The following is a 26259-nucleotide window of genomic DNA, read 5'->3' as shown; positions in this document are numbered from 1 at the left end:
ATGGACGCTGCGACTTCCTTCTGGGCCACTCCCGTCGGCTGGACCCTCGCCACTCTGGGCGGGATCCTGCTGGTCGTGGTCGGCATCCTGATCTCCCTGGCCTTCCTGCTGCTGGCTGACCGCAAGATCTGGGCGGCCGTTCAGCTGCGCAAGGGTCCGAACGTGGTCGGTCCCTTCGGCCTGCTGCAGTCCTTCGCCGACTTCTTCAAGTTTGTGTTGAAGGAGATCGTCGTCCCGGCCGGGTCGGACAAGGTGGTCTTCATTCTGGCTCCGCTGATCAGCTTCGTGCTGGCCTTCATCGCCTGGGCGGTCATTCCGTTCGCGCCGGGCTGGGTGGTGTCGGACCTGAACGTGGGCATCCTGTACATCCTCGCGATCAGCTCGCTGGGCGTTTACGGCATCATCATGGGCGGCTGGGCTTCGAACTCGAAGTACCCGTTCCTCGGCTCGCTGCGTTCGGCGGCGCAGATGGTGTCCTATGAGGTCTCCATGGGCCTCATCATCATCAACGTGATCCTGCTGGCCGGGACGATGAACCTGACCGAGATCGTGACCCAGCAACAGGGTTGGATCTGGAACTGGAACGCCTTCGGCGGCGGCCTTGAGACCCTGCCGACGATCATCGTCATGCTGCCGATGACCATCGTCTTCTTCATCTCGGCCCTGGCCGAGACGAACCGCCCGCCGTTCGACCTGCCCGAAGCGGAGTCGGAGCTGGTGGCCGGTTATCAGGTCGAATATTCCTCGACCCCGTACCTGCTGTTCATGATCGGCGAGTACGCCAACATCGTCTTCATGTGCGCCATGATCACCCTGCTGTTCTGCGGCGGGTGGAATCCGGGCTTCCCGACCGACTTCCTGAACAGCGTGCCGGCCTTCGTGGCCAACCTGTTCTACCTGGCGGTCTTCGCCGCGAAGGTGGTCTTCTGGTTCTTCATGATCGCCCTCGTGAAGGCCTTCGTGCCTCGCTACCGCTACGACCAACTGATGCGTCTGGGCTGGAAGATCTTCCTGCCTGCCTCGCTGGTGGCCGTGGTTTTCGTGGCGGCGTGGCGCGTGTTCGTGGTGGGCGGCTGATGAGCATCCGCGTGCCCCTGCTGATCGGCCTGGCCGTCGCTGCGACGGCCGGCGCCTGCGCGCCCTATGAGGCCGAGCCCGTCTCGGTCTATCAGTGGGAGCGCAAGGTGCAGGAAGTTGAACGGCGCGAGGCGGAACGCCAGCGCCTGTGCCAGACTCTCGACAAGGAAAGCGCCCGCTATGAACGCGAGTGCGCCGGAGTGAAATCGTAATGCTGACCCGTATCGTTCAGGCGGCCAAGGGCGCGATGCTGACCGACGTGTTCGGCGCCGTCGGCCTGTCGCTGAAGTACATGGCCAAGCCCAAGGCCACGGTGAACTATCCGTTCGAGCGCAACCCGCAGTCGCCGCGTTTCCGCGGCGAGCACGCGCTGCGTCGCTATCCGAACGGTGAAGAACGCTGCATCGCCTGCAAGCTGTGCGAGGCCATCTGCCCGGCGCAGGCCATCACCATCGAGGCCGAACCGCGCGCCGACGGCAGCCGCCGCACGACGCGCTACGACATCGACATGGTCAAATGCATCTACTGCGGCCTGTGCCAGGAGGCCTGCCCGGTGGACGCCATCGTCGAGGGACCGAACAGCGAGTTCGCCACCGAGACGCGCGAAGAACTGCTCTATGACAAGGCGCGCCTGCTGGACAACGGCGACCGCTGGGAGCGTCTGATCGCGAAGAATCTGGAACTCGACGCTCCGTATCGCTAAACGGAGCGGCGATTCCGCCACGCTGACCCTGACCTTCGGGCCGGGGCCGATTTCTGGAAGGGTCCGAGGCGTTCGCCCGGGCCATTGGTTTTGAAGAGGGGCGTCGTCCCGCACATGTTGCAAGGCCTGGCCTTCTATCTTCTGGCGACGGTCGCCGTGGTTTCCGCCCTTCTGGTGGTGACCGCGCGCAACCCCGTGCACTCCGTCCTCTGGCTGATCCTGACCTTCTTCTCGGCGGCCGGCCTGTTCGTGCTGCTGAGCGCCGAGTTCCTGGCGATGCTGCTGGTGGTCGTCTACGTCGGCGCCGTGGCGGTGCTATTCCTGTTCGTCGTCATGATGCTGGACGTCGACTTCGTGAAGCTGCGCGAGGGTTACGCGCGCTACCTGCCGCTGGCGGGCATTGTGGCGGGCGTCCTGCTGGCCGAGATGATCATGGTGTCGATCAGCGTCGTTCAGGGCGGAGCCGCCCGCGACACCGCCTCGCCGGTTCCGGCCGGGCCTGACGCGACCAACATCGAGACGATCGGCCGCGTGCTCTACACGGACTACGTCTACTTCTTCCAGGCGGCGGGCGTGGTCCTGCTGATCGCCATGATCGGCGCCATCGTTCTGACCCTGCGTCACCGTCCGGGCGTGCATCGCCAGGATCTGGCGGCCCAGGCCAACCGCGAACGCGCCAAGGCCGTCGAGGTCAAGTCCGTGACCACGGGCCAGGGCGTCACCCCCGAGGAGCTTCTGTGATGGATATCTCGCTCCAGCACTATCTGGCGGTCGCCGCCATGCTGTTCACCATCGGCGTGTTCGGCATCTTCGTGAACCGCAAGAACGTCATCATCATCCTGATGTCGGTCGAGATGATCCTGCTCGCGGTGAACATCAACTTCGTGGCCTTCTCGACCCACCTGAACGACGTGTCGGGTCAGTTGATGGCCATGTTCGTCCTGACCGTCGCCGCGGCCGAAGCCGCTGTCGGCCTGGCCATTCTCGTGACCTTCTTCCGTAACCGCGGCGACATCGCGGTCGACGACGCCTCCGTGATGAAGGGCTGATCGGAACCGTGACTATCCAGACTCTCGTCACTCTCGGCGTATTCGCCCCCTTGCTGGGGGCCATGATCGCCGGCTTCTTCGGTCGCCGGATCGGCGACATTCCGTCTCAGGCCGTTACGACGGGCCTGCTGTTCTTCTCGTGCGCGGTCTCCTGGATCGTGTTCGGACAGTGGACCTGGGGCGGGCTGGAAGCCTTCACCGTCAAGATTGCGCCCTTCATCCACGTGGGCGATTTCCAGTCGAACTGGTCGATCCGCGTCGACGCCATGTCAGCGGTCATGCTGATCGTGGTGACCTCGGTGTCCTCGCTGGTTCACCTCTATTCCTGGGGCTACATGAAGGAGGACGACAGCCGTCCTCGCTTCTTCGCCTATCTGTCGCTGTTCACCTTCATGATGCTGGCGCTGGTGACGGCCGCCGACTTCGTGCAGATGTTCTTCGGCTGGGAAGGCGTGGGCCTGGCGTCCTATCTGCTAATCGGCTTCTGGTACAAGAAGGCCTCGGCTTCGGCCGCCGCCATCAAGGCCTTCGTCGTCAACCGCGTCGGCGACTTCGGCTTCCTGCTCGGCATGATGACCGTCTACTGGATGTTCGGCACGATCGAGTTCGCCAAGCTGTTCCCGCTGATCGAAGGCAAGGTCGGCGCGGGGTGGGAGTTCCTGGGCTACACCTGGTCGGCGCTGGACCTGGCCGGTCTGCTGCTGTTCGTCGGCGCCATGGGCAAGTCGGCGCAGTTCTTCCTGCACACCTGGCTGCCGGACGCGATGGAAGGACCGACGCCTGTGTCGGCCCTGATCCACGCGGCCACCATGGTGACGGCCGGCGTCTTCATGGTCTGCCTGCTGTCGCCGCTGTATGAGCACGCGCCGGTCGCGTCGCAGTTCATCGCCATCATCGGCGGGATCACGGCCATCTTCGCCGCGACCGTCGGCATGATGCAGAACGACATCAAGCGGGTGATCGCCTATTCGACCTGTTCGCAACTGGGCTACATGTTCTTCGCGGCGGGCGTCGGCGCTTACCAGCCCGCCATGTTCCACCTGTTCACGCACGCCTTCTTCAAGGCCTTGCTGTTCCTGGGCGCCGGTTCGGTGATCCACGGCATGCACCACGAGCAGGACATGCGAAAGATGGGCGGCCTGTGGAAGCTGCTGCCCGTCACCTATGCGACCATGATGATCGGCACCATCGCCATCACCGGTCTGGGCATGCCCGGCGTCGGCGGCTTCGCGGGCTTCTATTCCAAGGACTCCATCCTCGAGAGCGCATATGCGGCGGCGACGACCGGCCACTCGGCTGCAGGCATGTTCGCCTTCGTCATCGGCATCTCGGCCGCCCTTCTGACGGCCTATTATTCGTGGCGTCTGGTGTTCATGACCTTCCACAACAAGCCCGTTTGGAAGGAAGAGGAGGGCGCGCACGCTCACGCGGGCGACGACCACGCCTCGCACGCCCAGATCGAAACCCATTCCGAACCTCTGGACGGCGACTATCACGCGCACGACGATCATCACCATGGTCCGCTGAAGCCGCACGAGAGCCCGTGGGTCATGGTGCTGCCGCTGCTGCTGCTGTCGATCGGCGCGGTGTTCGCGGGCATGATCTTCGCCCCGCACTTCATTGGCCATCATGAGGCCGAGTTCTGGCGCGGCGCCATCTTCGTCGGCGGCGACAACCACGTCCTGCACGAGAGCCACAACGTCCCGACCTGGGTGAAGTGGGCGCCGCTGATCGTGACGCTGCTAGGCACGGCCATCGCCTACTGGCTGTATGTCGTGAAGGAAGGCGCGGCCAAGGAAATGGCTGAGCGCAAGGGCCCGCTGTGGACCTTCCTCTACAACAAGTGGTTCTTCGATGAGCTGTATGACGCCGTCTTTGTGAAGGGCGCCAAGGCGCTCGGCGACTTCTTCTGGAAGATCGGCGACGTGAAGATCATCGACGGCCTCGGCCCGAACGGCGCGGCCTGGGCTTCGCTGAAGTCGGGCGGCTGGCTGTCCCGGTTCCAGTCCGGTTTCGTCTACTTCTATGCATTCGTGATGCTGATCGGCGTGGCTGCGTTCCTTGCCTTCGCCATCTTCACGTGGGGAGCCTGAGCCTCGTGCCTCACATTCTGAGCATCGTCACCTTCCTGCCGCTTCTCGGCGCAGCCGCGATCCTGGTCGCGCGCCTGCTGAACAAGGGCGGTCAGGACGCCACGGCCCCGGCCGCCCGCTGGATCGCCCTGGTCACCACCATGGTGGTGCTGGCCGTGTCGGTCCTGCTGGTCGCGCAGTTCGATCCGTCGAACCCGGCCTATCAGTTCGTCGAGAACTACGCCTGGTTCGCCGGCGCCGGCTATCATCTGGGCGTGGACGGGATCTCGATCCTGTTCGTCCTGCTGACGGCCTTCCTGCTGCCGATCTGTATCGTGGCCAGCTGGAAGTCGATCCAGACGCGCGTCGTCGAATACATGATCGCCTTCCTGATCCTGGAGACGCTGGTTATCGGGGTGTTCACCTCGCTGGACCTGTTCCTCTTCTACATCTTCTTCGAAGGCACCCTGGTCCCGATGTATCTGATCATCGGCATCTGGGGCGGCGCCAACCGGATCTACGCGGCCTACAAGTTCTTCCTCTACACCTTGGCCGGTTCGGTCCTGATGCTGCTGGCCATGCTGTGGATGGCCCACACGACCGGCACCACCAGCATCCCGGAGTTGAAGCAGTACGCCTTCGACGCCTCGGTGCAGCCGATCCTGTGGCTGGCCTTCTTCGCCTCCTTCGCGGTGAAGATGCCGATGTGGCCGGTGCACACCTGGCTGCCCGACGCCCACGTTCAGGCGCCGACGGCCGGTTCGGTCATCCTGGCCGGCATCCTGCTGAAGCTGGGCGGCTACGGCTTCATCCTGTTCAACATCCCGATGTTCCCGTTGGCGTCGCAGATGTTCACGCCTCTGGTGTTCGCCCTGTCGGTGATCGCCATCGTCTACACGTCGCTGGTCGCCTTCCGTCAGACGGACATCAAGAAGCTGATCGCCTATTCGTCGGTCGCCCACATGGGCTTCGTGACCATGGGCGTCTTCGCCGGCAACGACACTGGGGTGCAGGGCGCCGTCTTCCAGATGCTGAGCCATGGCCTGATCTCGGGCGCGCTCTTCCTGTGCGTCGGCGTGGTCTATGACCGGATGCACACGCGTGAGATCGCCTTCTACGGCGGCCTGACGGCGCGGATGCCCTGGTATGCGGCCATCTTCCTGATGTTCACCATGGCCAACGTCGGCCTGCCGGGCACCTCCGGCTTCATCGGCGAAGTGCTGACCATGACGGGCGCCTATCAGGCCTCGACGTGGACCGCCCTGATCGCCGCCTCGGGCGTGATCTTCTCGGCGGTCTACGCGCTGACGCTGTTCCGCAACGTCATGTACGGCGAGATCACCAATCCGGCGCTGCAGACCATCACGGACATCGACAAGCGCGAGCTGTTGATCTTCGTGCCGTTGATCGTCGGCACCATCTGGCTGGGCCTCTATCCCAACGCCGTCCTCGACTACACCGGGCCAAGCGTTGAGGCCCTGACGACCGCCTATCGCGCAGCCATCGGCGGGTGAGAGCATAATGACTGATCTGTCTTCCGCCCTTCATCTCTCGGCCCCGGAACTGACCCTTGCGGTCGGCGGTCTGGTGCTGCTCATGGTCGGCGCCTTCTCCGGCGAGAGGTCGACGCGCCTGGTTTCGGGCCTGTCGGTTCTGCTGCTGCTGGCGGCGACGGCGTTGGCCGTCGTCGGCCCCCTGGGTTCGGCCTTCAACGGGGCCTATGTGGCCGATCCGCTGGCCGTTTACGGCAAGGCGCTCATCTTCCTGTCCGCCGCTGTGGCCGTGGTGCTGGGCGACAGCTGGATGCACCGCAACAACATCGCCAAGTTCGAATATCCGATCCTGATCGTGCTGGCCTCGGTCGGCATGGGCATGATGGCCTCGTCGGGCGACCTGATCTCGCTCTACATCGGCATCGAGATGCACTCTCTGGCCCTCTATGTCCTGGCCGCCTATCGCCGCGACGACCTGAAGGCCTCGGAAGCCGGTCTGAAGTACTTCGTGCTGGGCGCCCTGTCGTCGGGCCTGCTGCTGTACGGCGCCAGCCTGATCTACGGCTTCGCCGGGTCGATGCGGTTCGAGGACATCGCCGCCTTCGCCAGCGCCAACCCCGGTCCGGGCCTGATCTTCGGTCTGGTCTTCCTGATCTGCGGTCTGGCGTTCAAGGTTTCGGCCGCGCCGTTCCACATGTGGACGCCGGACGTCTATGAAGGCGCCCCGACCCCGGTCGTGGCCCTGTTCTCGACAGCGCCCAAGGTGGCGGCGATGGTGCTGATCATCCGCGTCCTGATCGAAGGTTTCGGCTTGGCCCACGCGCAGTGGGCGCAGGTGCTGATCCTGATCTCGCTGATCAGCTTCGCCGTCGGCGCCTTCGGCGGCCTGATGCAGAAGGACATCCAGCGCCTGCTGGCCTATTCCTCGATCATCAACATCGGCTACGCCCTGCTCGGCGTCGCGGCGGGCACGCAGGTCGGCGTCCAGGCGACCCTGATGTTCATGACCCTGTACGTCGTGGACCAGATCGGCTTCTTCGCCATCCTTCTGTCGCTGAGCCGCAACGGCCGTCCGATCCGCAAGATCGCGGATCTTGCGGGCCTGAAAAAGGACCGCCCGCTGACGGCCGTCGCCCTGACGATCCTGTCGCTGTCGGCCATCGGCATCCCGCCGATGTCGGGTTTCTGGGGCAAGTTCTACGTCTTCGGCGCAGCCGCCGACGCTGGTTACTGGATGGCGGGCGCCGCCGGCCTGGTGGCCTCGGTCGTGGCGGGCTTCTACTACCTGCGCATTATCAAGGTCATTTGGTTCGACACGCCCGAGTTCGACGTGACGACGGACAAGGCGCCGGTCAGCGCGCAGTGGATCGGCTGGGCGGCGGCGGCCTTCAGCTTCCCGGTGCTGCTGGTCGCCCTGACCTGGCTGGAGCCGCTGACGCGCGCGGCGGCCGCAGGCGTCGGGATCGGATAAGGGGCCTTGGCGGCTCCGGTCCTGATCCTCGAAGAAACCGACTCCACCAACGCTGAGGCGCGTCGTCGCGCCGAGGCGGGCGAGGCCGGGCCGCTGTGGATCGCGGCCCGGCGTCAGACCGCCGGGCGGGGCCGTCGCGGCCGCGCCTGGGACAGCCGGGACGGCAACCTGGCCACGACCCTGTTGCTGACGCTGAATCGCTCGCCGGCCGAGGCGGCGCAACTGACCTTCGCCGCCGCGCTGGCCGTGGCCGACCTGCTCGATCTTTATGTTCCGCCCGCGCTGGTCAGCATCAAATGGCCCAATGACGTGCTGCTGGACGGGCGTAAGTCGTCCGGCATCCTGATCGAATCCGGTCCTGCGCCTTCCGGCGGCCTGTGGCTGGCCGTAGGCATCGGCGTGAACCTGTCTCATGCGCCCGAAGGGACCGAGCGGCCTACAACCTGCATCGCCGAGCACCTGCGTCACGACGTGGCGGCCGGGCCGTCGATGGAGGAGGGGGCCAGGGCGCTGGCCGAAACCTTTGACGCCTGGCTGGAACGCTGGACGCGGTTGGGCTTTCAGCCGGTGCTGGACGCCTGGGTGGCGCGGACGCCGGGTCTGTTCGGGCCGTGCACCGCGCGATTAAGCCATGAAACCGTGAGCGGGATCGCCGACGGCGTCGAGGCCGACGGCGCTCTGCGTCTGAAATTGCCGGACGGAAGCCTGCGAGTGATCTCTGCGGGCGACGTCTTCTTCGGAGAGGCCGCCTGATGCTGCTGGCGATCGAGCAAGGCAACACCAACACCCTGTTCGCCGTCCATGACGGTCAGGAGTGGATTTTCCAGTGGCGCACCGCCACCGATCCTATGCGCACGGCCGATGAATACGCTGTCTGGCTGCATCAGCTGTTCGAGATGCGCGGTCAGGGCCTGACGATGGCCGACATGGATGGCTGCATCATCTCCAGCGTGGTGCCGCAGTCGATCTTCAACCTGCGCAACCTGGCGCGTCGCTATCTCAGCGTCGAACCCTTGGTAATCGGCGAGAATGTCGAGCTGGGCATCGAGGTGCGCATCCATAAGCCTAGCGAGGCCGGGGCCGACCGCCTGGTCAACGCCATCGGCGCGCTACAGGCCTATGAGGGCGACCTGCTACTGATCGACAGCGGCACGGCGACCACGTTCGACGTCGTCTCCGGCGCCAACGGCAAGGGCGGGGGCGCCTTTGAGGGCGGGTTGATCGCGCCGGGCATCAACCTGTCGCTGCAGGCCCTGCATGAGGCCGCGGCCAAGCTGCCGCGCATCGCCATTCAACGCCCCGAAACCGTCATCGGGCGCGACACCGTCACCTCCATGCAATCGGGCGTCTTCTGGGGCTATATCGCCCTGATCGAAGGGCTGGTGGACCGCATCAAGGCCGAGTGGGGCAAGCCCATGACGGTCATCGGCACTGGCGGCGTCGCCTCACTGTTCGAGGGCGCAACTGACTCTATCGACCGGTTCGATCCGGACCTGACCATCCGCGGCCTACTCGAAATCTGGCGGCGGAACTCCCATCTGTAAGGCCGTATGACTAAGAAAAATCAAAACGACGAACTCGTCTTCCTGCCGCTGGGCGGCTCGAACGAGGTCGGAATGAACCTGAACGCCTATGGCTTCGGCCCGGCGCATGATCGTAAATGGATCATCGTCGACGTCGGCGTGACCTTTGGCGACCAGTCCACGCCGGGCGTGGACGTGATCGTGCCCGATCCGACCTTCCTGGAAGGCGAGAACATCCTCGGCATCGTGCTGACGCACGCGCACGAGGACCATATCGGGGCCCTGGGTTGGCTGTGGCCGCGCATTCAGGCGCCTCTGTACGCCACGCCCTTCACCGCCTTCCTGATCCGCGAGAAGCTGCGCGACGCGGGCATCTATGAAGATGTCGAACTGATCGAGGCCCCGCTGGGTTCGACGGTGAACCTGGGCCCGTTCGAGGTGACCTATGTCACCATCACCCACTCGATCGCCGAGCCGAACGGCCTGGCCATCAAGACCCCGCTGGGCACGGTGCTGCACACCGGCGACTGGAAGATCGACAACGATCCGGTCGTGGGCGAGCGCACCGACGTCGACTTCATCCAGAAGCTGGGCGACGAGGGCGTCCTGGCCATGGTGTGCGACTCCACCAACGTCTTCGTCGACGGCGTCGCAGGCTCCGAGGGTGACGTAAAGGTCAAGCTGGCCGAGCTGATCCAGGGCCTGAAGGGCCGGGTGGCCGTGGGCTGCTTCGCCTCCAACGTCGCGCGCATGGACAGCGTAATCCGCGCGGCAGAGGCCGCCGGACGCCGCGTGGCTCTGGCCGGTCGCTCGATGCACCGCATCACCGCCGCCGCCAAGTCGGTCGGCATGTTGAGCGACCTCAAGCCCTTCCTGTCCGAACAGGAAGCCAGAGTCTGGCCGGCGGACGAGATCCTGTACCTGTGCACCGGCAGCCAGGGCGAGGCCCGCGCGGCTCTGTCGCGCGTGGCCGAAGGGACGCATCCCTTCATCAAGCTGGGGCAGGGGGATCACTGCATCTTCTCGTCGCGCGTCATTCCCGGCAACGAACTGGCCATCGGCCGGCTGCAGGACAAGATGGCCGAGCGCGGGGTGCGCATCTACACCGAAAAGGATCACCCCGGCATCCACGTCTCGGGCCACCCGTGCCGCGACGAACTGCGTCAGATGTATCAGTGGGCCCGGCCGCAGATCGCCGTGCCGACCCACGGCATGCGCCGCCACCTGATCGAGCACGGCAATCTGGCCAAGGACATGCAGGTGCCTGAGACGGTGACGCCGCGCAACGGCGACATGGTGCGCCTGGCGCCTGGACCCGCAGCCATTATCGATGAAGTGCCCTCGGGCCGTCTGTTCGTCGACGGCGGCATGCTGGTCGAGGAGGGCGGCGAGGCTCTGCGCGAGCGCAGGCACGCGGCCAACAACGGCATCCTGATCGTCAGCTTCGCCCTGGATAAGCGCGGCCGCATCGCCAGCGACATTGACGTGCGCGGCGTCGGCCTGCCTGGCGACGCGGATCGTCCGCTGGGCGACGTGCTGGACGACATGGCCGAGCGCGTCGAGAACACGGTGCGCGGTCTTAAGGGCGAGGCGCTGCAAGACGAAATGGTCATCGAACAGGCCGTCAGCCGGACCCTGAAGAAGGCCAGCCAGCAAATCTGGGACCGTCGTCCCATCGTCGAAACCGTGGTGCTGAGGCTCTGATGGCGGATCGGCTGTATCTGCTGAATCCGGATTGGTTCGACGATCAGGGCGGGCCGTGGTTCTGTCCGCCGGGCGCGCGGATCGAGGGGGTGCTGGGCCTTTATCCGCGCCTGCGCGAGCACCTGACGGTCACCTACCTGGATCACCCGCGCCCGCGCCCGGCCGTGATCGCCGAGGTCGGGGAGGCGAACCAGAGCTGCCCGCTTCTGGTGCTGGACGGCGAGTTCGACTGGCCGGACGCTCAGGTCAGCGAGGAAACGGGTGCGCGCTTCCTGCAGGATGACGACATCCTGCCGTACTGGGCCGCGCGTTACGGCATCGGGCGGCCGCATCCCTGATGCCTTCTCCTCCCCATGTAATGGGGAGGTGGATCGGCGGCATAGCCGCCGAGACGGAGGGGCTGCCTGTTTTCGCTGACCTTGACCCCTCCACCACTTCGTGGTCCCCCTCCCCATGGCATGGGGAGGAGAGGTTTGTGCGTTACAGCGTGACCTTGCGGTAGTTGTCGCGGTCCAGGTTTCCGATCTCGACCGAGATCTGGCGTGGGCCGCCATAAGGCGCGACGCCGGCCAGCAGGGCGGCTTGCACCGCTTCGCCCAGGGCGGTCTTCTGCTCCTGCGTGCGGCCGCTGAGGATGCGCAGGTCGCAGTGGACCATGGCCTGGTCCGGCGCGCCGTCGGCGATGATCAGGTTTTCGCAGCGCACGATGCGCGTCTTGCAGGCGGGCAGGGTGGCGCCGACCACCTCGACACAGAAGCGATGGATCTCCAGCGCCAGGGCGCGCCAGTCGGTCGCGTCGAAATGGGTGGAGTGTTCCAGCGTAATCTGTGGCATTCAGGGCGTCCTTGTTGCGGAGCCCTCCTTATCGCCCCGCGACGATGATTGCGATGAACGGACTTTTGAGACGATGCCCCTTGGCCCCTTCACCCTGGTCGCCACTTTCCTGACGGTGTGGTGGATCGTCTTGTTCGCCATCCTGCCGCTGGGGATGTCTGATCAGGTCAAGGATCCGCCGACGGACGGCACCCAGTGGGGCGCGCCGAAGAATCCGAACCTGAAGAAGAAGTTCATCACCACGACCTGGGTGTCGATCATCGTCTGGCTGGTGATCGTCGCCTTCGTCTGGGTCGGCTGGACCCCTGTTCCCGACATCACCCACGCGAACGCGCTCTAGCTTTCGTCCCCCTTGCCCGGTTAAACCTCGGGCCTGACTGAATTTGCCGAGAATCCTCCCATGCGCCTGTCGCGCTACTTCCTGCCGATCCTGAAAGAAGCCCCCTCCGACGCCCAGATCGTGTCGCATCAACTGATGCTGCGTGCGGGCATGATCAAGCAGGAGGCCGCCGGCATCTACGCCTGGCTGCCGCTGGGCCTGCGGGTGCTGCGCAAGATCGAGAACATCGTCCGCGAGGAGCAGACGAAGGCCGGCGCCGTCGAGCTGCTGATGCCGACGTTGCAGCTGGCGGACCTGTGGCGAGAGTCCGGGCGCTACGACGCCTATGGCCCGGAGATGCTGCGCATCACCGACCGCCACGAGCGCGAACTGCTTTACGGACCGACCAATGAGGAGATGATCACCGACATCTTCCGCGGCTTCGTGAAGTCGTACAAAGCCCTGCCGCTGAACCTCTTCCACATCCAGTGGAAGTTCCGCGACGAGCGCCGTCCGCGCTTCGGCGTCATGCGCGGCCGTGAGTTCCTGATGAAGGACGCCTATTCCTTCGACATCGACGAGGCGTCCGCCCGCATCGCCTATAAGCGGATGTTCGCCGCCTATCTGAACACCTTCGCCCGCCTGGGCCTGAAGGCGGTCCCGATGCGCGCCGACACCGGCCCGATCGGCGGCGACCTGAGCCACGAGTTCATCGTCCTGGCCGAGACGGGCGAGAGCGAAGTCTTCTGCGACCGCAAGCTGGTCGAGATGGCGCCGCCGGGGCACGACCTCAGCGTCGAGCAATTGGAAGGCGTGTTCACCGAGCGCACGGCCCTCTACGCCGCGACCGAGGAAATGCACGACGCGGCCCAGTTCGAGGCCCAGACCGCCGAGGGCGACCGCCTGTCGGCGCGCGGCATCGAGGTCGGCCACATCTTCTACTTCGGCACCAAATATTCGGCGGCGATGAAGGCCAACGTCCAGGGGCCGGACGGCAAGGACGCGCCGGTCCACATGGGCAGCTATGGCGTCGGCGTCTCGCGCCTGCTGGGCGCCATCATCGAAGCCAGCCACGACGCTGGCGGCATCATTTGGCCGGACGCGGTCGCCCCGTTCGAGGTGGTGGTCATCAACCTGCGCGCAAGCGACGAGGCCGTCTCGGCCGCATGCGAAGAGGCCGTGGCCAAGCTGGAAGCGGCGGGCAAGGACGTGCTCTACGACGACACGGACGAGCGTCCGGGCGGCAAGTTCGCCACCGCCGACCTGATCGGCGTGCCGTGGCAGCTGACCATCGGGCCCAAGGGACTGGCCGAGGGCGTGGTGGAATTGAAGCGCCGCGCCACCGGCGAGAAGCAGAGCCTGTCGCTGGACGCCGCCCTGGAGCTGCTTACGAAATGACCGACGCCGCGACGGCTTCCGCTCCGCCGCCCGCATCGAAAGGGTCCGGCCCATTCTCCAGCTGGGAGATCGGGCTGGCCCTCCGCTATCTGCGCGCCAAGCGCAAACAGGGCGGGGTGGCGCTGATCGCCATGATCAGCTTCATCGGCATCATGCTGGCTGTCGCCGTGTTGATCAGCGTCATGAGCATCATGGCGGGCTTTCGCGGCACGCTGATGGACCGCATTCTGTCGTTCAACGGCCATATGTACGTGCAGGGGCCGGTGCTCTATGCGCCTGACCGCGACGCGGCGCTGAAGCGGATCGCCGACGTGCCGGGCGTCGTATCGGTGACGCCTTTGACCGAAAGCCCCGCCATGTTCCGCGCGGGCAATCTGGCGACCGGGGGCATGGTGCGTGGGGTGAGGCCCCAGGATCTGGCCTCGATGAAGTTCGTCTTTGAAAGCCTGAGCCCCGAGGCGCGCGAGCAGTTCGGCAAGGGCGAATACGGCGGGGATCACGTCCTGATCGGCAAGACCCTGGCCGCAGAAGCGGGCCTGCGCGAAGGCGATCCCATCTCGCTATATTCGCCGACCGGCGCCGACAGCGCCTTCGGCAATCTGGGCGGGCTGGAGAAGACCTATATCGTCGGCGGCGTCTATACGTCGGGTGCGGCCGATTACGACCGGGCCTTCATCTTCATGCCTTTGGAGCAGGCTCAGCTCTTCTTCGGCAAGGACGGCGTCTGGGACATCATCGAGATGAAGGTGGCCGAGCCGGACAAGGTCGAGAACCTGCTGGCGCCGGTGCAGCGCGCGGCCGGGGCCGGCAACGTCGTGACCGACTGGCGCAACCGTCAGGCGGCGATCTGGGGCGCGCTCCAGGTCGAACGGACGGCCATGAGCATCATTCTGGGCATGGTGGTCGCCATCGCCGCCATGAACATCATCAGCGGCATCGTCATGCTGGTGAAGAATAAGACGCGCGACATCGCCATCCTGCGGACCGTGGGCGCCAGCCAGTCGTCCATCCTGCGCATCTTCTTCGTCTCAGGCGCGGCCATCGGCATCGGCGGCACGATTGCGGGCCTGGTGCTGGGCCTGCTGTTCTGCTGGAACATCGGCGCGATCCAGCATTTCCTGGAGGGACTGCTGGGCGTCCAGCTGTTCAACGCCGAAGTCTATATGCTCGATTCCGTCCCGGCCAAGGTTGATCTGTGGGACGTGGTCGGTGTGACCGTCTTCTCCTTCCTCATGAGTTGCCTGGCCAGCTTGCCCCCGTCGTGGAATGCGTCGCGCATCGATCCGGTGGAGGCCCTGCGTTTTGAATAGGCTGCTGAAGAAGAAGCCCGTCGTCGCCGCTGAGACGAACGGCGCCATCCTGTCGCTGCGCGGGGTCACGCGCACCTATCCGACGGCGCAGGGCGGGCTGACGGTGCTCAAGGGCGTCGATCTGGAGGTCATGCCGGGCGAGGTCGTCGGCCTGATCGGACCGTCGGGCTCGGGCAAGTCCAGCCTGCTGCACGCGGCGGGCCTGCTGGAGCGGCCGACCAGCGGTCAGGTGCTGATCGACGGCGAGGATGTCGGCGGGCTGGACGAGCGGGCGCGCACCCGCCTTCGCTTGCATCGCATCGGTTTTGTTTATCAGTTCCACCATTTGCTGCCGGAGTTCGACGCTCTGGACAACGTCGCCCTGCCGATGCGCATTGCGGGCGTGCGCGAAGGGGAGGCGCGTCGCCGCGCGACCGAGCAGCTGACCGCGCTCGGCCTTGGTCAGCGGATTACGCACCAGCCGGCGCAACTGTCGGGCGGCGAACAACAACGCGTGGCCATCGCCCGCGCCCTGGCCAACAGTCCGCGTCTGCTGTTGGCGGACGAGCCGACCGGGAACCTGGACCCAACAACCAGTCAGGCGGTGTTCGAGGCCCTGCGCGAACTGGCGAAGACCACGGGCGTCGCGGCTTTGATCGCCACGCACAACATGGAACTGGCCGGTCATATGGACCGCGTCTTCGCGCTGAAGGACGGCCATCTGGTGCAGCGCGCCGCCGAAAGTCAGGCCTATTAGCGGTCGACAAGCCTGTTCGCAGGCTTAAGCCATCGTCCGATGGGGCGGCATGACCCAGGTCGCCTTCCTCGCGGATTGAGGGTTGACGAGAACAAATGAGCAACTTAGAACAAAAAGGCAACATCTGATCTGGGGATAAAATCAATGGCGCGTTGGGTGAGGGATCTTCTGTCGCTTGCGTCCTGCGGCGGCTTCGTCTGGATGGTCTGGCAGGCGGCCTTCCTGGTGACATGACCGCGCCCCGCTGAGGGGCGACTCCCTGCATGATGAAGAAGCGTCGTCTAAGCGGCGCTGCGATGCGGAGTTTTCGATTGGCGGATGCGGTGAACAGTCAGGGCTTTGTCCACCTGCGGGTCCGCAGCGCCTATTCGCTTCTGGAAGGGGCGATCAAGGCGAGCAAGATCGGCAAGATGGCCGCAGAGGCGGGCATGCCGGCGGTGGGGGTGGCGGACCGGGCCAACCTGTTCGGCGCGCTTGAGTTCAGCCAGACGACAAAGGAAGCCGGCGTCCAACCGATCGTCGCCTGCGCTCTGCCTGTCCTCGACATCGGCGGACAGTCGGCCCAGCGCTGGGCCAAGACGCCGACGATCGTTTTAATCGCGCAGAACGAGCAAGGCTGGCTCAACCTGTGCGCCTTGTCATCCGCCGCCTACCTCGACGCAGGCGAAATGGCCGAGCCGGGGGTGCCCTGGGGGCAGGTTGTGGATAAGTCCGAAGGGCTCATCCTGCTATCAGGCGGGCCTGACGGTCCCGTCGACCCTCTGTTCGTGCAGAAGAAACCGGCGGAGGCCGCCGCCGCCCTGGCTGAGATGAAGCGGGTCTTCGGCGATCGGTTCTATGTCGAGCTTCAGCGCCACGGCCTGGACAGCGAGACGGCGGCCGAGGGCGGGCTGGTCGAGTGGGCTTACGCCCACGATGTCCCGTTGGTTGCGACCAACGACGTCTATTACGCCAAGGCGGCGCAGGCGAAGTCGCACGACGCCTTGCTGTGCATCTCCGACGGCGCCTTCACCGGCCAGGAAGATCGCCGCCGCGTCACCGGCGAGCACTGGTTCAAGTCGGCGGAGGCGATGCGCGAGTTGTTCACGGACCTGCCCGAGGCCTGTGACAACACCATTCAGATCGCCCGTCGTTGCGCCTTCCTGGTTAAGACGCACAAGCCGATCCTGCCGCGCTTCGACACCGGGGCGGGCCGTTCCGAGGCTGACGAACTGGCCCACCAGGCGCGCGAGGGGCTGAAGGCGCGGCTGGAGAAGAATAAGGCTTATGCGCCCGAGCAGGACTATTGGGACCGTCTCGAGTGGGAGGTGGGGATCATCCAGCAGATGGGGTTCCCCGGCTACTTCCTGATCGTTGCCGACTTCATCAAATGGGCCAAGCTGCATGACATCCCGGTCGGGCCCGGGCGGGGTTCGGGGGCCGGCTCGCTGGTGGCCTGGTCGCTGACCATCACCGACCTGGATCCCTTGCGGTTTGGTCTGCTGTTCGAGCGTTTCCTGAACCCGGAACGCGTGTCGATGCCCGACTTCGACATCGACTTCTGTCAGGAGCGGCGCGAAGAGGTCATCGACTACGTTCAGGACCGTTACGGCAAGGACCGGGTGGCCCAGATCATCACCTTCGGCACCCTGCAGGCGCGCGCCGTGCTGCGCGACGTGGGGCGGGTGCTGCAGATGCCGTTGGGCCAGGTGGACCGTCTGGCCAAGATGGTTCCGGCCAACCCGGCCAACCCCGTGACCCTGGCCCAGGCCATCGACCTGGAGCCGCGCCTGCGCGAGGCGCGCGACGCCGAAGCTTCAGTCAAGGCGCTGCTGGAGACGGCGCTGGAACTTGAGGGGCTGTACCGCAACGCCTCGACCCACGCGGCCGGCATCGTCATCGGCGACCGGCCGCTGACGGAACTGGTGCCTCTGTACCAGGACCCGCGCTCCACCATCCCGGCCAGCCAGTTCAACATGAAGTGGGTCGAGCCGGCGGGCCTAGTGAAGTTCGACTTCCTGGGTCTGAAGACGCTGACGGTTCTGGACCGGGCCAAGGGCTATCTGGAACGGCGCGGCGCGGCTCAGGACTGGGGCCTGCTGCCGCTGGACGATCCCAAGACCTATGAACTGATGGCGTCGGGCCAGACCGTCGGGGTGTTCCAGCTGGAATCCCAGGGCATGCGCGACACCCTGCGCAAGATGCGTTGCGGCTCGATCGAGGAAATCACCGCCCTGATCTCCCTCTATCGGCCGGGGCCGATGGAGATGATCGACACCTATATCGACCGGAAGTTCGGCCGGGCCGAGGTCGATTACCTGCACCCCAGCCTGAAGGAGGTGCTGACCGAGACCTACGGCGTCATCATCTATCAGGAACAGGTGATGAAGATCGCCCAGATCCTGGCCGGCTACAGCCTGGGCGAGGCCGACCTGCTGCGTCGCGCCATGGGCAAGAAGAAGAAAGAGGAGATGGACTTCCAGCGCCTCCGCTTCGTCAAGGGCGCCTCCGAAAAGGGGGTGCCTGAGGCGCAGTCTGGCTCCATCTTCGACCTGGTGGCCAAGTTCGCGGGCTATGGCTTCAACAAGTCGCACGCGGCGGCCTATGCGCTGATCTCGTTCCAGACGGGCTGGCTGAAGGCCAATCACCCGGTCGAGTTCTTCGCCGCCTCCATGAGCCTGGACCTGTCGAACACGGACAAGCTGGCGGTCTTCTATCAGGACTGCCGCCGGTTCGAGGTCCCGGTGCTGGCGCCCGACATCAACCGCTCCTCCGCTGACTTCGACGTGTCGTGGAAGGACGGGCAGGGCAGCGTGCTGTATGCGCTCGGCGCCATCCGCAACGTGGGGCTTGAGGCGATGCGTCACGTGGTCGAGGTGCGCGAGACGGGCGGGCCGTTCGCCGATATTTTTGATTTCCTGGAGCGGGTCGATCCCAAGGCCGTCAACAAGCGGGCGCTGGAAGGGCTGGCGCGGGCGGGCGCGTTCGACAGCATTCATCCGAACCGCCGTCAGTTGTTCGAACAGGCTGACGTTCTGATCGCCTATTGCCAGAGCGTGGCGGCTGAACGTGCCTCGGCCCAGGTCAGCCTGTTCGGCGCCGATCAGGCGGGGGCTGCGCGTCCACGGCTGAAGAGCGTCGAACAATGGGCCGGCCCGGACAAGCTGGATCAGGAACTCTACGCCGTCGGCTTCTATCTGTCGGGCCACCCGCTGGAAGAACTGACGCCGGCCTTGAAGCGCAAGCGCGTGACCTTCGTGGCCGAAGCGCAGGGGCTGGCCGAGGCGGGGCACGAAGCGTTTCAGATGGCGGGCGTGGTGCGTCGCCGTCAGGAACGGGCCAGCGCCCGCACCGGCGAGAAGTTCGCCTTCGTCACCTTCTCGGACCCGACCGGCGAGTTTGAATGCCTGTTCCCGCCGGAGCAACTGCGGCGCTGCCGGGAGGTTCTGGAGGTCGGCACGTCGGTTCTGGTCAGGGTGCGGGCCAAGGCGGCGGACGGGGAGGTGCGTTTCTTCGGCGACGACGCCAGCCGCATGGACGTATTGCTGGACGACGCCCAGATCGGTTTGCGCGTCATCCTGTCGGCGCAGTCGGCTGACGCCGAGGCGCTGAAGGCGCGGCTGGATCGGGCGCGGGCGCAGGGCAAGGGCGGCGAGGTCTGGCTGCAGGCGACGCTGGGTGGCCGCACCGAGGTCGAGATTAAGCTGCCTGGACGATACCGGCTGGACGCGGCGCTGCGCGGCGCGTTGAAGTCGGCGCCGGGGGTGGTGATGCTGGAGGATGCATGATGAGCGAGACGAGCGTGAAGACCCATGCCGGGTCCTGCCACTGCGGCGCGGTCGCGTATGAAGTCGATGTCGGTCTGGATGGACTGGTCGAATGCAACTGCTCCCATTGCTACCGCAAGGGATTCGTTCTGGCGTTCGCGCCGCGCTCGGCGTTCCGCCTGACGAAGGGAGAGGGTGAAATGACATCCTACTTCTTCAATCAGCACAAGATCGATCATCGCTTCTGCAAGACCTGCGGTGTGCAGCCGTTCGGCTACGGCGTGGGGCCGGACGGAGCCGAGGTGGCCGCGATCAATATCCGCACCCTGACCGATATCGAGCCCTGGACCTGGACGGCGCAGCGCGTGGACGGCCGCAGCTTCTGATCCGGCCCAAGCGTCGGCTCGCGGGGTGACGTAGGGCCCGCGACGGCTGATGCGGCCATCTTGTTCGGCCGCTTGTGTTTTTCAGGCCTTTCGCCTATATGCGCGGCGCACTTCGCACGTGGGCGTGGCGTGGTTCGGGGAGACATCCCGGCCTGCACCGTTCCGAGGGATCAGCCGATCCTTTTAACCGCCCGCGCTAGGTTTGATCGGAAAAAGGAAAACACGATCATGGCTCTGCCTGAATTCTCGATGCGTACCCTGCTGGAAGCCGGCGCTCACTTCGGTCACCAGACGCACCGCTGGAACCCGAAGATGGACCGCTACATCTTCGGCTCGCGCTCGAACATCCACATCATCGACCTGTCGCAGACGATGCCGCTGCTGCACCAGGCTCTGGTCGCCGTGCGCGACGTGGCCGCCAAGGGCGGTCGCGTTCTGTTCGTCGGCACCAAGCGTCAGGCCGCCGACCCGGTCGCGCAGGCCGCCACGCGCTGCGCCCAATACTACATGAACAACCGCTGGCTGGGCGGCACCCTGACCAACTGGCGCACCGTCTCGAACTCGATCCAGCGCCTGCGCGAACTGGAAACCATCCTTCAAACCGGCGAGGGCCGGAACAAGAAGGAGCTGCTGACCCTGCAGCGCGAGAAGGACCGTCTGGAACTGTCGCTGGGCGGCATCAAGGACATGGGTTCGGTGCCGGACATCATGTTCGTGATCGACACCAACAAGGAATCGATCGCGATCCAGGAAGCCCGCAAGCTGAACATCCCGATCATCGCCATCCTGGACACCAACTCGGACCCGGACGGCATCACCTATCCGGTGCCGGGCAACGATGACGCCGCCCGCGCCATCCAGACCTACTGCGACCTGATCGCCGACGCCGTTCTGGACGGCCTGGCCGCCGGCGCCGTCGCCCAAGGCATCGACCTGGGCGCTTCGGAAGCTCCGGTTGAGCCGATGCTGCGCGAAGCCTCGGCCCCCGTGGCCGCCGACCCGGCTCCGGCCGGCACGGAAGGCGTGGCTGAAGAGATGGTCGCCGCCGAGGCCGCTGCCGTCGAGACCCCTGCGGTCGAAGCCGCCGAGGCCGAGAAGGTCGAAGGCTAAGGACTGACGTTCCGGCGCCGCCAGCGCGCTGGACCGACGTCAACTTGACATGCGGCCGGGCTAAACAGTCCGGCCGCCCATTTTGAATTTCAGGAGAAAGACATGGCCGAGATCACTGCCGCCCTCGTGAAGGAACTTCGCGAGCGTTCGGGCGTCGGCATGATGGACTGCAAGAAGGCGCTGGTTGAGAACAACGGCGACATCGAAGCAGCCATCGACTGGCTGCGCGCCAAGGGTCTGTCCAAGGCCGCCAAGAAGGCCGACCGTGTCGCCGCCGAGGGCCTGGTGGCCGTCGCCGTGCGCGAAGACGGCAAGGGCGAAGTCGCCTCGGCCATCGAGTTCAACGCCGAAACCGACTTCGTGGCCCGCAACGACCTGTTCCAGGCCGCGGCCAAGGAATTCGCTCAACTGGGCCTGCACCATGACGGCGTCGACGCCATCCACGGCGCGACCCTGGAAAACGGCAAGACCGTTGAGGCCGAAGTCACCAACCTGATCGCCACGATCGGCGAGAACATGCAGCTGCGTCGTGCGGCTCGCCTGTCGGTTGGCGAAGGCGCGGTTGCGACCTACGTCCACAACGCCGTGTCGCCGGGCGTCGGCCGCATTGGCGTGCTGGTCGCCCTGGAAGGCGCCGGCGACAAGGAAGCCCTGCGCGAAGTGGGCCGCAAGATCGCCATGCACGTGGCGGCCACGGCTCCGCTGGCGCTGGACACCTCGGACCTGGACCCGGCCGCGATCGAGAAGGAACGCGCTGTCCTGATCGAGAAGGCCAAGGAAGAAGGCCGTCCGGAAAACATGATCGAGAAGATCGTGTCGGGCCAGATCGCCAAGTTCCAGAAGGACGTGGTGCTGACCAAGCAGCCGTTCGTCATGGACCCGGACGTGACCATCGAACAACTGGTCGCCAACACCGGCAAGGAGCTGGGCTCTGAGCTGAAGCTGGCCGGTTTCGTCCGCATGGCCCTGGGCGAAGGCGTCGAGAAGTCCGATGCTCCCGACTTCGCGTCGGAAGTCGCCTCGATGACCGGCGGCAACTAAGAAGACCTCTCCCTCCCCGCGAAGGGGAGGGAGAATTATGCGTTTGGGCGCGTTCGGCTTTGAAGGCTGACGCGCCCTTCGTCTATGATGAGCCGCCGATTCATTTCGCGCGGATGCTAACCCCTGTATCCACGGACTCCTGACCATGCCCGACGCCCCCTCTGAGTTTCGTTACAAGCGCGTCCTGCTGAAGGTCTCGGGCGAGGTCCTGATGGGCGATCAGCCCTATGGAATCGACATGAAGACGGTGGACGTGGTCGCCGCCGCCGTCGCCGCCGTGGCGCGTCAGGGCGTGGAAATCTGCCTAGTCATCGGCGGGGGCAATATCTTCCGGGGCCTGTCCAAGGCCGCCGAGGGCATGGACCGCGCCAACGCCGACTACATGGGCATGCTGGCCACCATCATGAACGCCCTGGCCATGCAGGGCGCGCTGGAAAAAATCGGGGTCGACACGCGGGTCCAGAGCGCCATTCCGATGGCCGCGATCGCCGAGCCCTACATCCGCCGCCGCGCGCTGCGGCACCTGGAAAAGGGCCGCGTGGTGATCTTCGCTGCGGGCGTGGGCGCGCCCTTCTTCACCACGGACTCCGGCGCCGCCCTGCGCGCAGCAGAGATGAACTGCGACGCCCTGCTGAAGGGCACCAGCGTTGACGGCGTCTACACGGCGGACCCCAAGAAGGATGCGACCGCGACCCGTTACGAAACGCTGACCTATCAGGACGTGCTGGCCAAGGACTTGCGGGTCATGGACGCTTCGGCCATCGCCCTGATGCGCGACAGCGGGATTCCGATCGTAGTCTTCTCGATTCGCGAGGAAGGTTCGCTGCATAAGACCTTGACGGGGCAGGGGACCTATACCGTCATCACCAACAAGCCCTCCTGAGCGGCTTCGCTATTCAACGACAGGACCAAGGACATTCGTCATGGCCAAACCCGATCTCAAAACCTTTCGTGACCGGATGGAAAAGTCGGTCTCCGCGCTGAAGGACGACTATGCGGGCCTGCGCACGGGCCGCGCCAACGCGGGTCTGCTGGAGCCGGTCGTCGTCGAAGCCTATGGCGCGACCTCGCCTTTGACCGCCGTCGCCGCCATCAGCGTGCCGGAACCGCGCATGATCTCGGTCAGCGTCTGGGACAAGGGCATGGTGGTCTCGGTCGAGAAGGCGATCCGCTCCGCGGGCCTGGGCCTGAACCCGATCGTCGACGGCCAGAATCTGCGTATTCCGATCCCGCCGCTGACCGAAGAGCGCCGCAAGGATCTGGCTAAGCTGGCCGCCAAATACGCCGAGGACAAGAAGATCGCTGTGCGCAACGTGCGCCGCGACGCCAACGACGAGCTGAAGAAGGCTGAAAAGGCCGGTGATATCAGCCAGGATGAACAGAAGAAGATGGAAGCCGAGGTCCAGAAGGACACCGACGCCGCCATCAAGCGTATCGACGAGACCTTGAAGGCCAAGGAAGTCGAGATCATGCAGGTCTGACGCTCGCGTCTGGTCTGTCCAAGGAAGGTCTCATATGTCGGCCGAGCCCGTCGCCACGGCGCCTGCAAAGGGGCCTCGTCACGTCGCCCTGATCATGGACGGCAACGGCCGCTGGGCGCAGCGACGGAGCCTTCCGCGCGCCGTGGGCCACCGCGAGGGGGTCCAGGCGTTGCGCCGGACCATCAAGGCCGCGCCTGAACTGGGCGTGCAGTGCCTGACGGTGTTCGGCTTCTCGACCGAGAACTGGAGCCGTCCGGCCGATGAGGTGTCCGACCTCATGGGGCTGGTGCGCGCCTTCGTCGGCAGCGATCTGAAACGGCTGGAAGCTGCGGGCGTGCGGGTCAAGGTGCTGGGGCGCCGCAAGGGGCTGCCCGAAGACATCGCCGCCATCGTCGCGCGGGCAGAGGCGCAGACGGCCCACAACGACAAATTCCTGTTGCAGGTGGCCTTCAACTACGGCGGCCGGGCGGATCTGGCCGATGCGGCCCAGCGGCTGGTCGATCGGGCCCGCGCGGGCGAAGACGTCATCGTCGACGAAGAGGCGCTGGGCGCCGGGCTGTCGACGGCCGGGGCGCCCCCGGTCGATCTGATCGTGCGGACCTCGGGCGAGCAGCGTCTGTCCAACTTCCTGTTGTGGGAGGCGGCCTACGCCGAGATGGTTTTCCAGGACATCCTGTGGCCGGACTACGGCGCTGAAGCCCTGGCCGAGGCTATCGCCCAGTTCGCCTGTCGCCAGCGTCGCTATGGCGGGCGCGAGGTCATGGATACGGCTTATGGCGAGGCGGCGGTCTGATATGGCGTTGAAGCCTCGCGACATCGCCCTGCGCGCCGCCTCTGCGGTCGTGCTGGCCCCGGCGGCGGTTCTGGCGACCTGGGCCGGGGGCGACTGGTTCTGCGCCTTAGTGGTCGCGGGCGCGGTGTTGCTGGCCTTCGAATGGGCCAGGATGTGCGCGCCCAGGCTGTGGCGGCCGATCGGCGTCGCGGTGGCTCTGGCCCTGGTCGTGGCGGTGATCGCCGCCCACGTCGGCCAGATTTCCCTAGCGCTGGTGTTGATGGTGTTCGGAGCGCTGGCGGCGGGCCTGTTCGCCCGGACGCGCGGCCAGTCGGCGCTTGATACCGCCTATGGCGTGCTCTACCTCGGCTGGCCCTGCGTTCTGTTGATCTGGCTGCGCGACCTGCATGAAGTGCAGGGGCTGTACTGGACCGTGCTGGTCTTCGCCGTCGCCTGGTCGGCGGACATCCTGGCCTATCTGGTCGGCAGCTTCGTCGGCGGCCCGAAGCTGTGGCCGCGCTTTTCGCCGAACAAGACCTGGTCCGGCTTCATCGGCGGTCTGACCGCCGGGATGATCGCCGGCGCCGCAATGGCGGGCTGGCTGGACATGGGGATGCTGACCGCCGTCTGGGGCGGGGTGCTGGGCCTGACCGCCGCCCTGGCCACTATGGGCGGCGATCTGTGGGAGTCGGCGCTGAAGCGGCGTTTCGGCGTCAAGGACGCGGGCAATCTGATTCCAGGCCACGGAGGTCTGCTGGACCGCGTCGACGGCCTCATGTTCGCCGTGGTCGTAGTCGCCGCCGGGCGGCTGATCGTCCTCATGTTGGAGCGGGCGGCGTGATCGCGCGGCGCGTCACGATTCTGGGCTCGACCGGGTCGGTCGGCTCGTCGACGCTGGACCTTATGGAACAGACGCAAGGCGCGGGCTCTGCGCGGTTCGAGGTCGAGGCCCTGACCGGCGGCGCCAATATCGCCCGGCTGGCCGAGCAGGCGCGCCGCTGGCGGCCGCGCATCGCCGTAACAGCCGATCCCGCGCGTTTGGATGAACTGCGCGAAGCCCTGACGGGAACCGGGATCGAGACGGCGGCCGGCCCCGACGCCATCGTGGAAGCAGCCACGCGCCCGGCCGACTGGATCATGGCCTCCATCGTCGGCGCGGCGGGCCTGCGGTCGGCCTGGGCGGCGGCGGGGACGGGCGCGACCCTGGCCCTGGCGAATAAGGAGAGCCTGGTCTGCTGCGGTCCGGCGCTGATCGAGCGGGTCCGGCGCAGCGGGGGCCAGCTGATCCCGGTCGATTCGGAGCACTCCGCCATCTTTCAGGTCTTCCCGCTCGAGGCGCCCGAGCGGGTGTCGAAGCTGGTGCTGACCGCGTCGGGCGGGCCATTCCGCACTCTGCCCCGCTCGGCCATGACGCGGATTACGCCCGAGCAGGCGGTCGCCCATCCGAACTGGAGCATGGGCGCCAAGATTTCGGTCGATAGCGCCACCATGGCCAACAAGGGGCTGGAACTGATCGAGGCCGCCTATCTGTTCGACATGCCGGGCGAGCGGATCGATGTGGTCGTCCACCCGGAATCGATCATCCACAGCCTTGTGGAATATGTGGATGGTTCGACGCTGGCCCAGATGGGGCCGCCGGACATGAGGACGCCGATCGCCTGCGCCCTGTCCTGGCCGGATCGACTGGCCTGGCCCGCGCCTAAGCTGGACCTGGCGTCGCTGGGACGACTGACCTTCGAGGCGCCGGATGAGGCGCGCTTTCCGGCCCTGAGGCTGGCGCGCGAAGCTCTGGCGGCGGGCGGCGCGGCGCCGATCGTCTTCAATGCGGCCAACGAAGTGGCGGCTCTGGCGTTTCTTGACCGACGGCTGGGCTTTCTCAATATTGCCGCAGTCGTCGCCGACACCCTTGAGAAGGCGACCAGCGCGGGCGTGTCTTGCGGTTCGGACGATGCCTGCGATGCGGCTCTGGCCGTCGATGCGCAGGCGCGGCGGATTGCGAGCGACGTCATCGCGTCGCTGAACATGGCTGCCTGA

Annotated in this window: 26 protein-coding genes; 25 read left to right on the top strand and 1 reads right to left on the bottom strand. The window is 65.8% G+C overall.

Annotation, left to right across the window (positions count from 1 at the left end; genetic code table 11):
* The 12 genes from nuoH (at position 1) to PIB44_RS09160 (ending at position 11430) form a co-directional block, all read left to right on the top strand.
* Entirely contained in the window at positions 1 to 1077 is a 1077-nt protein-coding gene (nuoH, locus tag PIB44_RS09215; protein WP_278069149.1) for an NADH-quinone oxidoreductase subunit NuoH, read from the top strand.
* Positions 1077 to 1289 (top strand): hypothetical protein, encoded by a 213-nt coding sequence (locus PIB44_RS09210; protein WP_025977386.1) that lies wholly within the window; start codon positions 1077 to 1079, stop codon positions 1287 to 1289. Before nuoH ends, PIB44_RS09210 begins: the two co-directional genes overlap by 1 nt.
* The gene (gene nuoI / locus PIB44_RS09205) at positions 1289 to 1780 is read left to right on the top strand and encodes an NADH-quinone oxidoreductase subunit NuoI (protein WP_003170180.1); all 492 of its coding nucleotides are present in this window, start codon (positions 1289 to 1291) and stop codon (positions 1778 to 1780) included. The genes PIB44_RS09210 and nuoI overlap by 1 nt, the downstream gene beginning before the upstream one ends.
* A 114-nt stretch (positions 1781 to 1894) precedes the next feature.
* Positions 1895 to 2521 (top strand): NADH-quinone oxidoreductase subunit J, encoded by a 627-nt coding sequence (locus PIB44_RS09200; RefSeq protein WP_278069148.1) that lies wholly within the window; start codon positions 1895 to 1897, stop codon positions 2519 to 2521.
* Complete coding sequence (gene nuoK, locus PIB44_RS09195) at positions 2521 to 2829, top strand: NADH-quinone oxidoreductase subunit NuoK (protein WP_003164596.1); 309 nt, start codon at positions 2521 to 2523, stop codon at positions 2827 to 2829. Before PIB44_RS09200 ends, nuoK begins: the two co-directional genes overlap by 1 nt.
* Positions 2830 to 2891: 62 nt before the next feature.
* Positions 2892 to 4922 (top strand): NADH-quinone oxidoreductase subunit L, encoded by a 2031-nt coding sequence (gene nuoL, locus PIB44_RS09190; protein WP_278070982.1) that lies wholly within the window; start codon positions 2892 to 2894, stop codon positions 4920 to 4922.
* 5 nt (positions 4923 to 4927) lie between these two features.
* A complete protein-coding gene (locus PIB44_RS09185; RefSeq protein WP_278069147.1) occupies positions 4928 to 6415 on the top strand; it encodes an NADH-quinone oxidoreductase subunit M in 1488 nt (495 codons plus the stop codon).
* A gap of 7 nt (positions 6416 to 6422) precedes the next feature.
* Entirely contained in the window at positions 6423 to 7865 is a 1443-nt protein-coding gene (gene nuoN, locus PIB44_RS09180) for an NADH-quinone oxidoreductase subunit NuoN (RefSeq protein ID WP_278069146.1), read from the top strand.
* A 6-nt stretch (positions 7866 to 7871) separates the two neighbouring features.
* Entirely contained in the window at positions 7872 to 8618 is a 747-nt protein-coding gene (locus tag PIB44_RS09175; protein ID WP_278069145.1) for a biotin--[acetyl-CoA-carboxylase] ligase, read from the top strand.
* Positions 8615 to 9409: a type III pantothenate kinase gene (locus PIB44_RS09170; protein ID WP_035302244.1), complete on the top strand. Its 795-nt coding sequence runs from the start codon at positions 8615 to 8617 to the stop codon at positions 9407 to 9409. Before PIB44_RS09175 ends, PIB44_RS09170 begins: the two co-directional genes overlap by 4 nt.
* A gap of 6 nt (positions 9410 to 9415) precedes the next feature.
* Positions 9416 to 11092: a ribonuclease J gene (locus PIB44_RS09165; protein WP_278069144.1), complete on the top strand. Its 1677-nt coding sequence runs from the start codon at positions 9416 to 9418 to the stop codon at positions 11090 to 11092.
* The gene (locus PIB44_RS09160) at positions 11092 to 11430 is read left to right on the top strand and encodes a DUF3088 family protein (RefSeq protein ID WP_025977378.1); all 339 of its coding nucleotides are present in this window, start codon (positions 11092 to 11094) and stop codon (positions 11428 to 11430) included. Before PIB44_RS09165 ends, PIB44_RS09160 begins: the two co-directional genes overlap by 1 nt.
* Positions 11431 to 11572: 142 nt before the next feature.
* On the opposite strand, the gene PIB44_RS09155 is transcribed toward PIB44_RS09160, so the two are convergent.
* The gene (locus PIB44_RS09155; protein WP_278069143.1) at positions 11573 to 11926 is read right to left on the bottom strand and encodes a 5-carboxymethyl-2-hydroxymuconate Delta-isomerase; all 354 of its coding nucleotides are present in this window, start codon (positions 11924 to 11926) and stop codon (positions 11573 to 11575) included.
* 73 nt (positions 11927 to 11999) lie between these two features.
* Here PIB44_RS09155 and PIB44_RS09150 point away from each other — a divergent pair, with 73 nt between their 5' ends.
* The 13 genes from PIB44_RS09150 to dxr all read left to right on the top strand — a co-directional run bounded on the left by PIB44_RS09150 (position 12000) and on the right by dxr (position 26259).
* On the top strand, positions 12000 to 12266 hold the full coding sequence (locus tag PIB44_RS09150) for a DUF1467 family protein (protein WP_278069142.1): 267 nt from the start codon (positions 12000 to 12002) through the stop codon (positions 12264 to 12266).
* A 60-nt stretch (positions 12267 to 12326) separates the two neighbouring features.
* A complete protein-coding gene (proS, locus tag PIB44_RS09145; RefSeq protein WP_278069140.1) occupies positions 12327 to 13643 on the top strand; it encodes a proline--tRNA ligase in 1317 nt (438 codons plus the stop codon).
* Positions 13640 to 14953 carry a lipoprotein-releasing ABC transporter permease subunit gene (locus PIB44_RS09140; RefSeq protein WP_278069139.1) on the top strand — a complete coding sequence of 438 codons (1314 nt, stop codon included), beginning with the start codon at positions 13640 to 13642 and terminating at the stop codon, positions 14951 to 14953. Before proS ends, PIB44_RS09140 begins: the two co-directional genes overlap by 4 nt.
* Positions 14946 to 15689, top strand: a complete 744-nt coding sequence (locus tag PIB44_RS09135; RefSeq protein WP_025977373.1) for an ABC transporter ATP-binding protein — start codon at positions 14946 to 14948, stop codon at positions 15687 to 15689. Before PIB44_RS09140 ends, PIB44_RS09135 begins: the two co-directional genes overlap by 8 nt.
* A 311-nt stretch (positions 15690 to 16000) precedes the next feature.
* Positions 16001 to 19456, top strand: coding sequence for a DNA polymerase III subunit alpha (gene dnaE / locus PIB44_RS09130; protein WP_278070981.1), 3456 nt, complete (start codon positions 16001 to 16003; stop codon positions 19454 to 19456).
* Positions 19456 to 19821 carry a GFA family protein gene (locus PIB44_RS09125; protein WP_029972540.1) on the top strand — a complete coding sequence of 122 codons (366 nt, stop codon included), beginning with the start codon at positions 19456 to 19458 and terminating at the stop codon, positions 19819 to 19821. The genes dnaE and PIB44_RS09125 overlap by 1 nt, the downstream gene beginning before the upstream one ends.
* A 228-nt stretch (positions 19822 to 20049) precedes the next feature.
* Positions 20050 to 20931: a 30S ribosomal protein S2 gene (rpsB, locus tag PIB44_RS09120; RefSeq protein ID WP_025977370.1), complete on the top strand. Its 882-nt coding sequence runs from the start codon at positions 20050 to 20052 to the stop codon at positions 20929 to 20931.
* Positions 20932 to 21033: 102 nt separating this feature from the next.
* Positions 21034 to 21972, top strand: coding sequence for a translation elongation factor Ts (gene tsf, locus PIB44_RS09115; protein ID WP_025977369.1), 939 nt, complete (start codon positions 21034 to 21036; stop codon positions 21970 to 21972).
* A 145-nt stretch (positions 21973 to 22117) separates the two neighbouring features.
* Entirely contained in the window at positions 22118 to 22855 is a 738-nt protein-coding gene (gene pyrH / locus PIB44_RS09110; RefSeq protein WP_278069138.1) for a UMP kinase, read from the top strand.
* A gap of 40 nt (positions 22856 to 22895) precedes the next feature.
* Entirely contained in the window at positions 22896 to 23453 is a 558-nt protein-coding gene (gene frr / locus PIB44_RS09105; RefSeq protein WP_134581089.1) for a ribosome recycling factor, read from the top strand.
* Between the two features lie 34 nt (positions 23454 to 23487).
* A complete protein-coding gene (gene uppS / locus PIB44_RS09100) occupies positions 23488 to 24246 on the top strand; it encodes a polyprenyl diphosphate synthase (protein WP_278069137.1) in 759 nt (252 codons plus the stop codon).
* Position 24247: 1 nt separating this feature from the next.
* The gene (locus PIB44_RS09095; protein WP_025977367.1) at positions 24248 to 25066 is read left to right on the top strand and encodes a phosphatidate cytidylyltransferase; all 819 of its coding nucleotides are present in this window, start codon (positions 24248 to 24250) and stop codon (positions 25064 to 25066) included.
* A complete protein-coding gene (gene dxr / locus PIB44_RS09090) occupies positions 25063 to 26259 on the top strand; it encodes a 1-deoxy-D-xylulose-5-phosphate reductoisomerase (protein ID WP_278069136.1) in 1197 nt (398 codons plus the stop codon). The genes PIB44_RS09095 and dxr overlap by 4 nt, the downstream gene beginning before the upstream one ends.

It is taken from the genome of Brevundimonas sanguinis, from assembly GCF_029636725.1.
Lineage (GTDB): Bacteria > Pseudomonadota > Alphaproteobacteria > Caulobacterales > Caulobacteraceae > Brevundimonas > Brevundimonas sanguinis.
The sequence above is the reverse complement of the archived record's forward strand: the minus strand, read 5'-3'. Positions and strand labels throughout refer to the sequence as shown.

Excerpts from the sequence above, each read along its gene's own strand:
- nuoH (WP_278069149.1), top strand. The coding sequence starts at position 1 with ATGGACGCTGCGACTTCCTTCTGGGCCACTCCCGTCGGCTGGACCCTC.
- PIB44_RS09210 (WP_025977386.1), top strand. The coding sequence starts at position 1,077 with ATGAGCATCCGCGTGCCCCTGCTGATCGGCCTGGCCGTCGCTGCGACG.
- nuoI (WP_003170180.1), top strand. The coding sequence starts at position 1,289 with ATGCTGACCCGTATCGTTCAGGCGGCCAAGGGCGCGATGCTGACCGAC.
- PIB44_RS09200 (WP_278069148.1), top strand. The coding sequence starts at position 1,895 with ATGTTGCAAGGCCTGGCCTTCTATCTTCTGGCGACGGTCGCCGTGGTT.
- nuoK (WP_003164596.1), top strand. The coding sequence starts at position 2,521 with ATGGATATCTCGCTCCAGCACTATCTGGCGGTCGCCGCCATGCTGTTC.
- nuoL (WP_278070982.1), top strand. The coding sequence starts at position 2,892 with ATGATCGCCGGCTTCTTCGGTCGCCGGATCGGCGACATTCCGTCTCAG.
- nuoN (WP_278069146.1), top strand. The coding sequence starts at position 6,423 with ATGACTGATCTGTCTTCCGCCCTTCATCTCTCGGCCCCGGAACTGACC.
- PIB44_RS09165 (WP_278069144.1), top strand. The coding sequence starts at position 9,416 with ATGACTAAGAAAAATCAAAACGACGAACTCGTCTTCCTGCCGCTGGGC.
- PIB44_RS09160 (WP_025977378.1), top strand. The coding sequence starts at position 11,092 with ATGGCGGATCGGCTGTATCTGCTGAATCCGGATTGGTTCGACGATCAG.
- PIB44_RS09155 (WP_278069143.1), bottom strand. The coding sequence starts at position 11,926 with ATGCCACAGATTACGCTGGAACACTCCACCCATTTCGACGCGACCGAC.
- PIB44_RS09150 (WP_278069142.1), top strand. The coding sequence starts at position 12,000 with ATGCCCCTTGGCCCCTTCACCCTGGTCGCCACTTTCCTGACGGTGTGG.
- proS (WP_278069140.1), top strand. The coding sequence starts at position 12,327 with ATGCGCCTGTCGCGCTACTTCCTGCCGATCCTGAAAGAAGCCCCCTCC.
- PIB44_RS09140 (WP_278069139.1), top strand. The coding sequence starts at position 13,640 with ATGACCGACGCCGCGACGGCTTCCGCTCCGCCGCCCGCATCGAAAGGG.
- PIB44_RS09125 (WP_029972540.1), top strand. The coding sequence starts at position 19,456 with ATGAGCGAGACGAGCGTGAAGACCCATGCCGGGTCCTGCCACTGCGGC.
- rpsB (WP_025977370.1), top strand. The coding sequence starts at position 20,050 with ATGGCTCTGCCTGAATTCTCGATGCGTACCCTGCTGGAAGCCGGCGCT.
- tsf (WP_025977369.1), top strand. The coding sequence starts at position 21,034 with ATGGCCGAGATCACTGCCGCCCTCGTGAAGGAACTTCGCGAGCGTTCG.
- pyrH (WP_278069138.1), top strand. The coding sequence starts at position 22,118 with ATGCCCGACGCCCCCTCTGAGTTTCGTTACAAGCGCGTCCTGCTGAAG.
- frr (WP_134581089.1), top strand. The coding sequence starts at position 22,896 with ATGGCCAAACCCGATCTCAAAACCTTTCGTGACCGGATGGAAAAGTCG.
- uppS (WP_278069137.1), top strand. The coding sequence starts at position 23,488 with ATGTCGGCCGAGCCCGTCGCCACGGCGCCTGCAAAGGGGCCTCGTCAC.
- PIB44_RS09095 (WP_025977367.1), top strand. The coding sequence starts at position 24,248 with ATGGCGTTGAAGCCTCGCGACATCGCCCTGCGCGCCGCCTCTGCGGTC.